This is a genomic window from Streptomyces sp. NPDC008125, assembly GCF_042957125.1.
Lineage (GTDB): Bacteria > Actinomycetota > Actinomycetes > Streptomycetales > Streptomycetaceae > Streptomyces.
In genome coordinates this window covers 144,238-158,328 of sequence record NZ_JBIBHR010000008.1, presented here as the reverse complement: position 1 = coordinate 158,328, position 14,091 = coordinate 144,238, and the positions used below count along the sequence as shown (strand labels likewise).

Below are 14,091 nucleotides of genomic sequence, written 5' to 3'. Positions count from 1 at the left end.
GCCCGGCCCGCCCCGGCCGGGGTCCTGCGCGGAGGGGGACGTGTGGGCGGGCCGTGTGGTTGCCCGGTTCACCTGCCGGCCGTGGGGGACGGGTGCCCGGCAGGACGGCCCTCATACCCGTGGGCGATGATGGAGAGGGGCGGACGCGCCGCCCTCGGGCACGTCGACGACAGCCCTGAGGCCGGGGCGCGTCCCTCCTCGGACGTGTCCGTCGGACATGGACCGGGCGCCCGGACAGCGAGGTCCCGGAGCCCCACCGCCGTACCCCAGTTCTCAGGGAGAGCCCGCACATGGCACCGCGCATCCTGCTCGCCCGGCACGGCCAGACCCAGTGGTCGGTCCAGGGCAATCACACCGGCAGGACCGACATCCCGCTGCTCGACTCCGGGCGGGAGGGCGCCAAGCTGCTGGGCGAACGGCTGCACCGGGCCCCCTGGTCCGGGCTGCCGGACACGGACATCCGCACCAGCCCACTGGTCCGGGCCGCCGAGACCTGCGAACTGGCCGGCTTCGGGGACCGCGCGGAGACCTGGGACGCGCTGATGGAGTGGGACTACGGCGACTACGAGGGCCTCACCCCGGCGCAGATCAAGGCGGACCGGCCCGACTGGCTGATCTGGCGCGACGGGGTCCCCGGCGGGGAGTCCACCGCCGACATGACGGCGCGCGCGGACGGGGTCGTCGAGCGGGTGCGCTCCGGCGAACGCGACGTCCTCGTCTTCGCCCACGGCCACATCCTGCGGTCGATCGCCGCCCGCTGGCTGGGCGAGGACCTGATGTTCGGCGCCCGCGTCCGGCTGGAGCCGACCTCGCTGTCGGTGCTGGGCTGGGCCTACGGAATGCCCGCCGTCGAGCGGTGGAACGACACCGGCCACCTCGAACGCTGAGCCGTGCCGCCGGGCGCGGGCGCCGGGGGTTCAGCGTCGCTGCGCGGCCCGGTACCGCTCCAGCAGCCCCGCCACCGCCGCCGCGCCGGGGTCGGCCGCCAGGACGCGTACCGTCCCCGTGAGCATCCCGCTGATCCTGCTGGACCGGACCCGGTCCAGCAGGTCCAGCACCTGGTGCGCGGAGCGGACCGCCTCGTCCGCCGCCCCGGCCCGCGCCAGGTCGCCCGCCAGCTGCGCGCGGTAGAGCGCGAGGTTCCGGGTGAAGTGCGGGTCCTGCAGCGCGGTGGCCCGGCGGCCGTGGCGGGTCGCGCGGGGCCAGTCGCCCAGCGCCGACCAGCACTGCGCCTCCAGCAGGTGCATCTCCGCCTCGCGGAAGAAGCTCATCCACTCCGGGTCCCGCTCGGCGGGCCCCCGGTCGAATGCGGCCCGGGCCCGCGCGATCGCCCGGCCGCATCCCGTACGGTCCCCGAGCCCGGCCCGGCCGCCCGCCTCGCGCAGGGAGAGCAGGGCCAGCAGCCGGTGCGAGCCGACCGAACGGGCCGCCCGCTGACCGGCCTCCGCCGCCCGGACCGCCTCCCTCGGCCGTCCGGCGTCCCGGGCCAGGAACGACGTGTTGCAGAAGGCGTGCGCCTCCAGCGCGTCGTCCCCCGCGACCCGGGCGGTGGCCAGCGCCTCCGCGTAGTACGAGCGCGCGTCGTCGAACCGCCCCGAGTCGTGGGCCAGCCAGCCGACCGAGAGGGCCAGCTCGCCGGCCCCGGAGTGCAGCCGGTCGGCGGTGGCGCGGCGGGTGGGCGTACCGGAGTCGAGCAGGGCGTACGCCGCCCGCAGCGGATGGGCGGCCCGCCGGTAGAGCCCGTCGCCGCCGTGCTGGTCGTCGAGGATGCGGATCTCGCGGACCGCCTCCTCCACGGAACGCACCTCGGCCTCACCTGCCCGCCGCTGGGCGGGCAGCACGATCGGGGTACCGGCGGCCCGGTGGGCGCCGAGCCCGATCGACGCGGTCGCCACACTGGTGGTGCCGCTGGTCATGAACACGCGACGCAGCACGTCGCTCTCCTCGATGTCGCTGGGTACGGAGAGGGCCGGACCGGGATCCCCGGACAGGGATCTCCAGACCGCCGGTCCACGGCTGCGCGCCGAACGTCCGCGCACGCTCTCCCGGTCCGAGAAGCCCAGGTCCCCCAGGGTGGTGCCGGGGAACATGTGCAGGAAGACCCGTTCGTACGCGTAGTTCGGGCACCGGATCTCGCCGGACTCCACGCGACCGATGTAGCGGGCGTCGCAGGCGACCTGCTCGCCGATCTCGCGGGCGGCCCTGCGGACGGCCGCCGCGAACTCTCCCGCCGAGCGCTGTCCGCGCAACCGGCGGAAGACGAGGTTGGGAACGGCCCGTGACGACACCATGGCGTGGCCCTCTCTGGTGCAGCCGGGCGCATGCCTCAGGTGTCCCGGCGGAGCAAGAACGTACCTGGTGTGACAGGTCGCGCACGCAGGGTTTCCCGACAATCAGGGGCAATCCGGTCGCGATCCGCCATGAACTGCCACCCTTTGCGGCGGCTTGGCACCGTAGCCCTTGACGCCGTCGGCGCGTTGGTCCATGCGGAGACGGGGCGTGGCTCCGTTCGGCGACGACAGGAGGGGTTCCCATGCTTCACCTCGGCACGGAGACCGGCCCATGGACCACTGCGGCCACCTCGAAGGACGCGGGTGCACGGCCGGCCGTTCCGCCGCACACGGCATCCGACCCGATCGAGGGGTGCGCCGCACACCTGTGCGACCTCGTCACCGTCCCCGCCCGGCAGGGGCTGGAGGCCGTCGACATCCTGCGCCGGGGCGCCGGCCCCGTCGTGGTGGGGCCGGTGCTCCACGACGGAGCCGGCGGCACCGTCGGGTTCCTGGTGCCGCCCGGCACCGCCGAGGCCTGGGACGTCCCGGGCAGCGCGTGTACCAGCACCGAGGGCCGCGGGCTCCGCCTCCCCGACGAGCCGCCCGTCTCCGGAACCGGCTGGCTGCTCCCGCCCGCCGACGACGCCCCGGTCACCGACCCCGCCGCGCTGCGGGCCGCGCTCGACCAGGCGGCCCGCATGATCGAAGCGGCCGACAACTGCCGCTGAGCCCATAATGTCCAGGTGGGCGGGGTTGTCCCCGGTGTTCTCCTCGCCCCGGCCGGCCTCGCGCGACCAGGACGCGGAACCGGCCCGACGCGGGGCGGTGAGGGCGGACGGACGTGGCACGTCGAGGAGGGGCGGCGGGAAACGCCAAGCCCGGCAAGCGGGCCGAACGGGCGGACCGGAGCGAACGTGCGGACCGGTCGGGGCGCGGCGGGCGGGAGGCCCGTACCGCGACCGTCGACGGCGGCCGGGCCGAACTCGCCCCCGACAAGGAGCGCCGGAACGCCTGGACCCTGCTGCTCGACGGTGCCCCGCAGTCCCACGTGGATCTCGACGACCCGACGTACCTCTCCTTCGAGTACCAGCGCAGGATCGGCCACGCCATCGACCTCGCCGCGCCGCCGGGGACCCCGCTGCACGTCCTGCACCTGGGCGGCGGGGCCTTCACCCTGGCCCGCTACACCGCGGCCACCCGGCCCCGCTCCACGCAGCAGATCGTCGAGATCGACGCGGCGCTCGTCGCGTTCGTACGCCAGGAACTGCCGTTCGACCCGCAGGCCCGGGTCCGCGTCCGCGCCCTGGACGCCCGCGTGGGGCTCGGCAAGATACCCGACGGCTGGGCCGATCTCGTCGTCGCCGACGTGTTCGGCGGAGCCCGTACCCCCGCCCATCTGACGACCACCGAATTCCTCGCCGAGGTGCGGCGGGCGCTGAAGCCCGGCGGCAGTTACCTCGCCAACCTCGCGGACGGCCCGCCGCTCGCCCACCTCCGCGGCCAGATCGCCACCGCCGCCGCGCACTTCCCCGAACTGGCGCTCGCCGCCGACCCCACGGTCTGGCGCGGCCGTCGCTTCGGCAACGCCGTGCTCGTCGCCTCCGACCGCCCCCTCGCCGTCGCCGAGCTCACCCGGCGCGTCGCCACCGACCCGCACCCCGGCCGCGTCGAACACGGTCGCGCGCTCGCCGACTTCACCGGCGGGGCGGCGGTCGTCACCGACGCGGACGCGAAGGCCTCCCCGGCACCGCCGCCGAACGCGTTCGACTGACGGCGGGGGCCGACGCGGCCGCCTGACCTCCGGGGCACGATCCTCCGGCCGGACCGGCCGGTTGTGGGCCCGACCCCGGTTCACCCCGCCCGGTTCACCGCCGAGAGCACCGCCAGCACCGAGGCGGTCAGCACCGAGGTGTCCCGGCCCGCGCCCCAGACGACCCGGCCGCCGACCCGGCACTCGGCGTACGCCATCGCGGGGCTGTCCTGCCCGCCGGTCGTCGCGTGCTGGGTGAAGTCCAGGATCTCCACCTCGTGGCCGGCGCCCGCCAGCGCGCGGACGAACGCGGACAGCGGCCCGTTGCCGGTGCCCTCGTAGTCGCCCGTCACGTCCCCGCCGCACCCCTCGGTGCGCAGGGTGCACGCGAACCGGTGCACCCCATCGGCGGTGACGTCGGCGGTCCACGCCTCCAGCGCCACCGACCCGTCCTGGCCCGGCGTCAGATAGGTCGCGGTGAACAGCTCCCAGAGGTCCTTACGAGTCGCCTCCAGGCCGCTGTCGTCGGTCGAGCGCTGCACCGTACGGGAGAAGTCGGGCCGCATCCGGGCGGGCAGGTCCACGCCGTAGGAGCTCTGCAGCAGGTGGGCGATCCCGCCCTTGCCGGACTGGCTGTTGACCCGGATGACGGCCTCGTAACCGCGCCCCACGTCCGCCGGGTCGATCGGCAGGTACGGCACGTCCCAGGTCGGCGAGGCGGTCCGCGCGTGGTGCGCGAACCCCTTGCTGATGGCGTCCTGGTGGGTGCCGGAGAAGGCGGTGTACACGAGGTCGCCCGCGTACGGGTGGCGCGGCGGCACCGCGAGGCGGTTGCAGTGCTCGACCGTGCGGCGGATCTCGTCGATGTCCGAGAAGTCCACCATCGGGTCCACCCCCTGGGCGTGGAGGTTCAGCGCCAGGTTCACCAGGTCGACGTTGCCGGTGCGCTCACCGTTGCCGAAGAGGCAGCCCTCCACCCGCTGGGCGCCCGCCAGTACGGCGAGTTCGGCGCAGGCCACGCCGGTGCCCCGGTCGTTGTGCGGGTGGACGGAGAGGATCACCGACTCCCGGCGGTCCAGGGCCCGGTGCATGTACTCGATCTGGTCGGCGTAGACGTTGGGCGTCGCGATCTCCACCGTGGCGGGCAGGTTGTGGATCACCGGCCGGTCCGGGGACGCGTCCCAGAGGGCCGTCAGCCCGTTGCAGACCTCCAGGACGAAGTCGGGTTCGGTCAGGACGAAGACCTCGGGCGAGAACTCGAACCTGATGTCCGTCGCCGGGTGCTGCCCGGCCAGCCGGTCCATCAGCTCCGCCGCCTCCCGCACGGTCGCCCACACCTGCGCGCGGTCCCGGCCGAGGACCACGTCGCGCCAGACGGGGGCGGTCGGGATGTAGAGGTGGACCACCGCCCGGGGCATCCCGGCCACTGACTCGAAGGTCCGGGCGATCAGGTCCGGCCTGGCCGGGGTGAAGACGACGGGGGTCACGTCACCGGGGATCGCGTCGCCCTCCACCAGGTGCCGGACGAAGTCGAAGTCCGTCCGGCTGGCGGACGGATAGCCGATCTCGATCTCCTTGAACCCCATGGTGACCAGCAGGTCGAACATCCTGCGCTTGCGCGGGGTGTCCATCGGCTCGGCCAGCGCCTGGTTGCCGTCGCGCAGGTCGACGGGCACCCACAGCGGCGCCTGCTCGACCCGTGCGTCCGGCCAACCGCGGTCGTTCAGGGAGGGGACATGCACCCGGTCGAAGGCGGAGCGGTAGCGGTGCGAGGGCATGTCGCCGGCGCGCTGCGGGTTCCACGCGGGGGAGCCGGCGGGCACCGGGCCGCGCGGCGTGCGGAGGGTGGGGAAGCTGTGCATCGTGGGCATGAGGACGGGTGTTCCTTCTCGTGTCGCCGGATGCGACCGGCACGGCGCGGCACCCCGCGGCGGGGTGCCGGTCGCTTCAGGCCCCGCCGCGGCAGCCGAGAAGAAGGAGACCGCTGAGCGTCATGGCGGTACAGTAGCCACATGCGAAGTCTTCAGACAACCCGACAGGTGAAGCGCGTGTCCTCCCTCGGTCCACTCCGCCCCAGCCCCCTCGTCGACCAGGCGACCGCCCATCTGCGGGAGCAGATCACCACGGGCACCTGGCCGGTCGGTACGAAGATCCCCGGCGAGACCACCCTCGCCAAGTCCCTCGGCGTGGGCCGCTCCACCGTCCGCGAGGCGGTCCGGACCCTCGCCGCGACCGGAATGCTCCAGTCCCGCCAGGGCGCCGGCATCTTCGTCGTCGCCGACCGTCCGCACGAGGACTGGCCCGCGCGGCTGCGCCGGGCGGCGGTCACCGACATCTACGAAGTCCGCATGCTGATCGAGGTGCAGGCCGCCCGGCTCGCCGCCGAACGCCGCACCGAGGGCGACGTCACCGCCCTGGAGGCCGCCATGGCCGCCCGCCGGGCCGCGAGCGGCTGGGGCGACGCGGAGTTCGTCGACGCCGACATCGCCCTCCACCGCGCGGTGGTCGCCGCCGCCCACAACCCCGTACTCACCGATCTCTTCGGGGAGTTCGCCCCCGCGCTGAGGCAGGGCCTCATCGACCTGGTCGACCTGCTCGACCTGCGCGCCGAGCACCCCGGCCACGGCGAGGACACCCACGCCGCGCTCGTCCGCGCGGTCGTCGAGGGGGACGGGGCGGCGGCCGAGCGGCTGACCAAGGCCGACCTGGAGGCCACCCTCGCCCTGCTGCGGGGTGCGTGAGCGGGGCTCAGTTCCCCGTGCTCTCCTGCCACTCCTGCGCGTACTCGTCGAAGATCACCCGCAGATGGTGGCCGATCCGGAGGTAGTCCAGGTCGTCGAGGTTGGCGAGGGAGACGCGTACCGACCACTCGGGGCCGTCGAAACCGCCGCCGTTGAGCAGCACCACCCCGGTCTGCTCGGCGAGCCGGAACAGCGGGTCCACCGGCTCGTAGTTCTGCTCCAGGAAGTCGGCGAACGCCTGGCCGCGCACGCGCTCGGCCTCCGCGAGCAGATCCAGTTCGATGTAGTAGGCCGCACGCTTCGGGTCCTCCGAGACCTTCATGTGCACGCCCTCCAGGAGGAGTTCGAGCCGCTGCCGGACGATGGCCCGGATCCGGTGCTTGTACGCCTGCCCCTCTTCCAGCATGTCGAAGAGCGAGAACAGCACCATCATCACCTGCTGGGGCAGCGAAAGTCCGGCGGTGTGGTTCAGCGCCACCTGGCGGGAGTCCGCCACCAGCCGGTCGATGAACCGGATCTTCTCCGGTTCGAGGGAGAGCGTCCCGTACCGCCGGTCGAGCCGCTCCTTCCACTCCGGGGAGTGCGCCGCGAGCATCTCGTCGATCACGTTGTCGTCGTGCAGACCGATCACCCCGAGCCGCCAGCCCGTCGCGCCGTAGTGCTTGGAGTACGAGTACACCAGCAGGGTGTTGCGCGGGAGATCGGCGGCGAGCGAGCGGAAGCCCTCCACGAACGTCCCGTAGACGTCGTCGGTCACCACGATCAGACCCGGGTTCGAGTCCGCCACGATCGACACGATCTGGTCGGCGACCCGCTGGGAGAGGGCCAGCGAGGGCGGGTTGCTGGGGTTGACGCAGCAGACCAGCTTGACGGAGGGGTCGGCCAGCTTGGCGACCTCCTCCTCCGGGTACCGCCACTGCCGCACGCCCGTCTCGGTGAAGAGGCTCGCCTCCACCCGCACCACGTCGAACTCGTACGTGTCGAGTTCGGGGATCTCCAGGTACGGCGTGAACACCGGCACCATCAGGGCGATCCGGTCACCCTTCGCCAGGATGCCGTTCTTCATCAGCGAGTCGAAGATGTAGCACATCGCCGCCGTACCGCCCTCGGTGGCGAACAGGCTCAGATTCTGGTTCTCGGGCGGCCGGTGGTCGAACATCTCGTCCGCCACGTACGCCCGCACGATCTTCTCCGTGTGGTGCAGGATCCGGTCCGGCACCGGGTAGTTGTCCCCGATCGACGAGTCGGCCATCTCGTGCACGAACGCGTCCGGTTCAAAGCCGAACCGCTTCACCGCCAGATCGAACGACGCCTGGAGCAGCTCCATCCCCGGCAGGTCCGGATGGGCCCGGGCGAAGGACGCGAAGCGCTCGGCACACCCCGTCTCCTCGGGCATCCCGCCGAGATCGTCCGCCGTCCAGACGCGCTTGCACTCCGAGAGCGCGAAATAGCCGAGCGCGTGGTACGCCTCACGCGGCCCGGTCGCCACCCAGTTCGGGTTCCCGCGCCCGGCGTTGAGCATCGCGCGCATCGTCCGGCCCTTCTGGCCCGGCTCGTCGCTCTGGGCCGCCTGGGCGATGCTGATGAACTTGTCCTTCAGTTCGAAGGGGCTGAGCTGTGCGTACGACCGGATCTCTTCCCGGCTGAAGCTGGTCCTGGGCATGGCGGTGTCCCTTTCCGGGTTCAGTGGTTGAGGAGGACGATCACTGCGCCCCACACGGTCAGCAGCACGTTGCCGACGGCGTACGGGATCGTGTAACCGAGCGTGGGAATCTGGGACTTGGACGTCTCGTTGATCGCGCCGATCGCCGCCGTCGTCGTCTGGCCACCGGCCAGTACGCCCATCAGGACGGGGAACTTGATCCGCTGGACGTAGTGGCCGAACAGGAAGCCCACGATCAGGGGCACCACGGTGGCGACGGCACCGAGGAGCAGCAGGCCCCAGCCGGCGTCGGAGAGACCGCTGGTGAAGCTCGGCCCCGCGTTGATACCGACCACCGCGACGAACATGCACAGGCCCAGCGTGTCCATGAACCACTGGGCCCCCGGCGGCACGTTCCCGTACGTCGGGTACTTGCCGCGGATCCAGCCGAAGACCAGCCCCATGATGAGCCCGCCGCCGGAGGTCGAGAGCGAGATCGGCACCCCGCCGGCGGTCAGCGCCGGGATGCCCAGGCAGCCGCCGAGGAAGATGCCGAGTCCCACCCAGATCATGTCCGTGGCGAAGCTGGTCGGCACCGGTTTGCCGAGGGCCTTCCCGGCAGGCCCGACCAGCCGCTCCGGACCGGTCAGGACCAGGGTGTCGCCGCGCTCCACCTCGGTGGACAGCCGGTAGGGGAACTCCGAACCCGCCCGGTAGAGACGGTCGACGTACACGCCCACCATGAAGGGCTCCCGGCGCAGTTCCTCGATGGTGCGGCCGAGCTGCGCCTTCTCCGACGCGACGACGTGCAGTGTCTCGGTGCGGTAGCCGAGCAGCTCCACGTCGTCGGCCTCCGGGCCGATGTGGGTACGGGCGTCGAAGTCGACCAGGTCGTGGCGGAGCGCGCTGACGGCGACGGTGTCGCCGGCTTCCAGCGTCCGGGACTGCGAGTGCTCCAGCACGGTGCCTCCGCGCCGTACGGCGGTGAGGTAGATCCGGCGTCCGATGCCCTGCTGCTGCTGTTCGAAGTCCTCGACGCTCCGGCCGACGAGGTCGGGGCGCTCCACCCGGTACGCGCGCAGTACCACCTCGTAGTAGCCCTCGCCCTCGTCCGGATCGTCGTCCGGGGCGTCCAGTTCGGCGGCGAGGTCGGCGCTCTCCTTCGCCAGGTCGCGGCGGTAGAGCCGGGGCAGCACATTGGCCAGCAGCATCGCGCAGAGGATCGTGCCGAGCGGGTACGTCACCGCGTACCCGACGGCGACCAGGTTCTCCTCGGACTTCACCTGGGCAGACGAGAGCCCCGGCAGGGACCCGATCGCGTCCTGCGCGACGCCGATGGCCGCCGACTGGGTGAGGGCGCCGCTCATCAGCCCGGCGCCGAGCCCGGGGCCGTATCCCAGCAGACCGGCGAACAGCCACGAGATCAGCAGCCCGGACACGCAGACCACGACCGCGTTGAGCACCTGGGGCAGGCCGTCCTTGCGCAGCCCGCGGAAGAACTGCGGACCGACCCGGTAACCGAGGGCGAACAGGAACATGATGAAGAAGAGGTTCTTCACCGTGTCGTCGATCTGGATTTTGAACTGGGCGCCGAGCACCAGCCCGGCCACCAGGCACCCCGTCACCGCCCCCAGGGCGATGGTGCGGTAGCGGACCTTCCCCAGCAGGAAGCCGAGCGCGACCACCAGGAAGACCAGCAGCTCGGGATGGGGTTGGAAGACGTTCCGGTTCAGGAAGTCGATCATTCAGGCTCCCAGGACTCCGACGAGGATCGGTCCGGTCAGTGGCAGCAGGAAGTTGGAGAGGGTGTAGGTGATCGTGTAGCCGAGCAGCGGCACCGAGCTCTGTGCCACCTGGGTGACGGCGGTGATCGCGGGCGTCGAGCACTGCTGTCCGGCGATGGCGCCGATCAGCAGCGGCTTCTCGATCTTCAGCAGCCTGCGCCCGACGATCAGCGAGAGCGTCGCCGGTACCAGCACCATCGCGATCCCCGCGAACGGCAGCAGCGCTCCGTACTCCCTCAGCAGCGGCCAGGCCTGCGGACCGGCGGCCAGCCCGGTGCACGCGATGAAGACCGCGAGGCCCATGTCCTTCAGCGTCGCCGCGGCCTGAGGGGGAAACGCGCCGAAGGTCTGCTTGCGGGAACGGAACCAGCCGAAGAGGAGCCCCGAGATCAGACAGCCGCCGCCGGTACCGAGCGACAGCGGGATGTCCCCGGCGTAGACCACGATCTGACCGAGCAGGGAACCGGCCACGATGCCGAGTCCCAGGTAGATGAAGTCGGTCGCGTCGTTCTTGACCACCGCCCCGATCTTCCCGACGAGCCGGGCCAGGCCGTTGCGCGCGCCCACCAGGGTCAGCACGTCACCGCGGTAGAGGGTGGTCTCCCCACTGGCCGGAAGGCGCTGGTCGTTGCGGACGACGTCGGTGATGTAGACCCCGTCCTTGAGGAACTCGGGATGCGCCCGCTCCATCGCGTCGATCGTCGAGCCGTGCGTCGCCTTCTCCGTCACGGCGACCTGGCTGGTGGCCAGGGGGGTGTCGAGGCCGGGGATGGAGGGCGTCTCGGGCCCGATCTCACGGCCCGCCTCGATGATGGCCGCCCGGCGCCCCACCACCTGGACCAAGTCGCTCAGGGTGAGTTCGAGCCCGGGGGAGGGGGTGATGAGCTTGCTGCCCCGCTTGACGCCCTCGACCGTGACCCGTCCGCCGAGCGCCTGTTCCAGCTCGCCCACGGTGCGTCCGTCGGCAAGCGTCACCAGGTACGTCCGGCCGACCGTGCCGGGCAGCGCCTCCCGTTCGTCGGACTCCAGCCCGGCCGAGCCGCCGCGCATCCGGTCCCAGAGTTCGCGGGAGGCGTCCGCCAGGTTGATGCGCAGCAGCATCGGCATGATCTGGCTGGTCAGCAGCACGATGGTGATCAGACCGAAGAGGTAGCAGACCGTGTAGGCGGTGGCGACGTGGCCCTGGTACTGGCTGATCTGGTCGGCGGTGAGGTTGTCGAGCTTGCCGATGGACTCGGTGGCCGTCCCGACGACCGCCGACTCGGTGGCGGCTCCGGCGAGGATGCCCGCAGCGGTGCCCACGTCCAAGTCGAAGGCCTGGGCCAGTCCGTACGCGATGCCGAGGACGCAGACCAGTTCGATGAGACAGAGCGCGAAGAAACGCAGACTGCGCCGGTTGAGATTGGCGAAGAACTGCGGCCCCGCCATATAGCCCAGCGAGAAGATGAAGAGGGCGAAGAAGACCGTCTTGACGTCCTCGTCCACGCTGACGTGCCGGGTCCCGAGGAGGAGCGAGACGATCAGGGTGCCGCAGATGCCGCCGAGGGTGATCGGCCCGACGCGGACCTTCCCCACCAGGTAGCCGACGGCGAGGCAGAGAAACAGGGCGAGTTCGGGGTGGTCCCGGATGACACCCACGCGCTTCAGGTCTCAGAACTGATGAAAATGGATGAAAGTGACATAAAGGCGAAGCTAGCAGCGGGACCGGAGCGGGGCACGCCGAAGGTCCTGCGGTCGGGGGTGGGTTCGTGGCTCCCGGCGGCCCGTCGGGCCGATCGTCCGTGGCCGGGGCTCACCCGTCGGAGCCGGTGACGGCGTCATGGCCGGAAGGGTCCGGCCGCTTCGGCCGACGGCGTCCTCGCCGGGCGGCCTTCGAGGAAAGAACACGATCGCGCCACGGTCGACCGGCCGAGATCGTTTCGGGCGGAGTCCCTGTTCACTTTCCGGCGGGCCCGTTTCGCGTGGTCCGGGTAAAGAACCGGCCACGGGGTAGGACCGGATGAGGGATGGCGCGTTCTGGGCGGTGGAGCCTCCCCGCCCTCGCGAACAGCCTCCCACCTGCGGCGATTCGATGACGGTGCGTCAACGGCCCCGAGTGTTCGCCAATTGGCAAGCCCTGTGCGGGACACGGTCTCGTGACTTGCCGGACACGCTCGCGCAACGGAAGCGTCTTCAAGTCTTGACACCCACCCCCTTGAGGCAGCAACCTTCCGTCATCGGCGCATGGGAGCGCTCCCACATCGCACACCCGTTTTTATGTGCGATCGGCACTGCCCGTGCTTCCCCCCAGCATCACCTGGCGCGGCACTCACGGCGCCCGGGTCCCGCAGTGAGCAAACCGCCAGTCACACCCTGGAAATAGGAGTAGTGGAATGCGCATCACCCGCAACGTCGCAGGTCGACGCCGTAGAGCCGCGATCGTGGCCACCACTGGCCTGACGGCCACCGCCCTGCTGCTGGCGGGCTGCAGCGACTCGTCGGACGACGAGGGAAGCAGCACCGACGCCAATGGCAACATCACCCTGACCGTCGCCGACTACGGCCAGTTCGGGTACAAGGAAGCCGGGCTCTTCGCCGAGTACCACAAGCTCCACCCGAACATCACGGTCAAGGAAGACACCACGGCCGAGGAGAAGGTCTACTACCCGAAGCTGCTCCAGCAGCTGAACTCGGGCAGCGGCCTGGCGGACGTCCAGGGTCTGGAGGTCGGCCGCATCAAGGAGCTGGTCGACACCAAGGCGGACCAGTTCGCGGACCTGAGCAAGGCCATCGACGCGACCGACTTCGTGTCGTGGAAGGCCAAGCAGGCCACGACCTCCAGCGGTGCGCTCATCGGCGCCGGCACGGACATCGGTCCGATGTCGCTCTGCTACAACACCGACCTCTTCAAGAAGGCCGGTCTGCCGACCGACCGCACCGAGGTCGCCGCTCTGGTCAAGGGCGGCTGGGAGGACTACATCGCGCTGGGCGAGAAGTTCAAGGCGAAGGCGCCCGCGGGCACCTTCTTCATGGACTCCGCCAGCGCGATGTTCAACGCCGTCGTCAGCTCCAGCGCGAAGCAGTACTACGACGAGGACGGCAAGGCGATCTACAAGGACAGCCCCGCCGTCCAGCAGGGCTGGAACCTGGCCGCCGAGGCGGCCTCCAAGAAGCTGACCCAGGGCGTCCCGCAGTTCGGTGACCCGTGGGCCGCCGCGCTCCGCAAGGGCACCATCGCCACCGTCGCCTGCCCGGCGTGGATGGCCGGTCAGATCTCGGTCAACGCCGGTGACGCGAACAAGGGCAAGTGGGACATCACCAGCGCGCCGGGCGGCACCGCCGCCAACTGGGGTGGCTCCTTCCTCGGTGTTCCGAGCTCCGGCAAGCACGTCGACGAGGCCACCAAGCTCGTCGCCTGGCTGACCGCCCCCGAGCAGCAGGCCGCCGTCTTCAAGGCGATCGGTTCCTTCCCGTCCAACACGGGTGCGTACGACCTCCCGGGTGTGAAGGACGCGAAGCTGCCGTACTTCAACGACGCCCCCATCGGTGAGATCTACGCCGGTGAGGCCAAGACCATCCCCGAGGCCGTCCTCGGCCCGAAGGACGCGACCATCAAGGACACCATCTCCACCGAGATCAACAACATGGAGCAGCGCGGCACCGACCCCGACAAGGCCTGGAAGACGGCCGTCGAGTCGGTCGACAAGGTGATCGGCTGATCCCCGGCGGGGGGGGGGGGCCCCCCGCCCCCCCCCCCCCCCCCCGGGGGGGGGGGGCGCCCCCCCCCCCCCCCCGGCCCCCCCCCCCCCCCCCCCCCCCCCCGGCCCCCCCCCCCCCCCCGCCCGGGGGGGGGGGGGGGCGCGCCCCCCCGCCCGGACGCCCGGGCAGGCGCGGCGGGCGGGTGCGTGCGTCCCGTACGAGG

The 14,091-nt window shown here is 71.6% G+C and carries 10 protein-coding genes; 5 read left to right on the top strand and 5 right to left on the bottom strand.

The window, feature by feature from the left end; all coding sequences use genetic code 11:
• Window positions 1-290: 290 nt before the first annotated feature.
• Window positions 291-887 (top strand): histidine phosphatase family protein, encoded by a 597-nt coding sequence (locus ACFZAX_RS15970; RefSeq protein ID WP_327175955.1) that lies wholly within the window; start codon window positions 291-293, stop codon window positions 885-887.
• A gap of 30 nt (window positions 888-917) precedes the next feature.
• On the opposite strand, the gene ACFZAX_RS15965 is transcribed toward ACFZAX_RS15970, so the two are convergent.
• Window positions 918-2,291, bottom strand: a complete 1,374-nt coding sequence (locus ACFZAX_RS15965; protein ID WP_390962112.1) for a tetratricopeptide repeat protein — start codon at window positions 2,289-2,291, stop codon at window positions 918-920.
• Window positions 2,292-2,533: 242 nt separating this feature from the next.
• Between ACFZAX_RS15965 and ACFZAX_RS15960 the strand changes: the two genes are divergently transcribed.
• Both ACFZAX_RS15960 and ACFZAX_RS15955 read left to right on the top strand, forming a co-directional pair.
• Entirely contained in the window at window positions 2,534-3,001 is a 468-nt protein-coding gene (locus tag ACFZAX_RS15960; RefSeq protein ID WP_390962111.1) for a hypothetical protein, read from the top strand.
• A gap of 113 nt (window positions 3,002-3,114) precedes the next feature.
• Window positions 3,115-4,044, top strand: coding sequence for a fused MFS/spermidine synthase (locus tag ACFZAX_RS15955; RefSeq protein ID WP_390962110.1), 930 nt, complete (start codon window positions 3,115-3,117; stop codon window positions 4,042-4,044).
• A gap of 80 nt (window positions 4,045-4,124) precedes the next feature.
• Here the strand turns inward: ACFZAX_RS15955 and ACFZAX_RS15950 are convergent, their stop codons facing one another.
• Window positions 4,125-5,885, bottom strand: coding sequence for a 2-isopropylmalate synthase (locus ACFZAX_RS15950; protein WP_390962294.1), 1,761 nt, complete (start codon window positions 5,883-5,885; stop codon window positions 4,125-4,127).
• A gap of 186 nt (window positions 5,886-6,071) precedes the next feature.
• On the opposite strand from ACFZAX_RS15950, the gene ACFZAX_RS15945 reads away from it, so the two are divergent.
• Entirely contained in the window at window positions 6,072-6,764 is a 693-nt protein-coding gene (locus tag ACFZAX_RS15945) for an FCD domain-containing protein (protein ID WP_390962109.1), read from the top strand.
• A gap of 7 nt (window positions 6,765-6,771) precedes the next feature.
• Here ACFZAX_RS15945 and ACFZAX_RS15940 read toward each other — a convergent pair whose 3' ends face one another.
• From ACFZAX_RS15940 to aspT (ACFZAX_RS15930), 3 genes are read right to left on the bottom strand one after another with little or no spacing between them, the layout of a single operon-like run.
• Window positions 6,772-8,427 (bottom strand): bifunctional aspartate transaminase/aspartate 4-decarboxylase, encoded by a 1,656-nt coding sequence (locus ACFZAX_RS15940; protein WP_390962108.1) that lies wholly within the window; start codon window positions 8,425-8,427, stop codon window positions 6,772-6,774.
• Between the two features lie 20 nt (window positions 8,428-8,447).
• On the bottom strand, window positions 8,448-10,151 hold the full coding sequence (aspT, locus tag ACFZAX_RS15935; RefSeq protein WP_390962107.1) for an aspartate-alanine antiporter: 1,704 nt from the start codon (window positions 10,149-10,151) through the stop codon (window positions 8,448-8,450).
• Window positions 10,152-11,828 (bottom strand): aspartate-alanine antiporter, encoded by a 1,677-nt coding sequence (gene aspT, locus ACFZAX_RS15930; protein ID WP_390962105.1) that lies wholly within the window; start codon window positions 11,826-11,828, stop codon window positions 10,152-10,154.
• A 734-nt stretch (window positions 11,829-12,562) separates the two neighbouring features.
• On the opposite strand from aspT (ACFZAX_RS15930), the gene ACFZAX_RS15925 reads away from it, so the two are divergent.
• A complete protein-coding gene (locus tag ACFZAX_RS15925) occupies window positions 12,563-13,888 on the top strand; it encodes an extracellular solute-binding protein (protein ID WP_390962104.1) in 1,326 nt (441 codons plus the stop codon).
• Window positions 13,889-14,091: the final 203 nt, after the last annotated feature.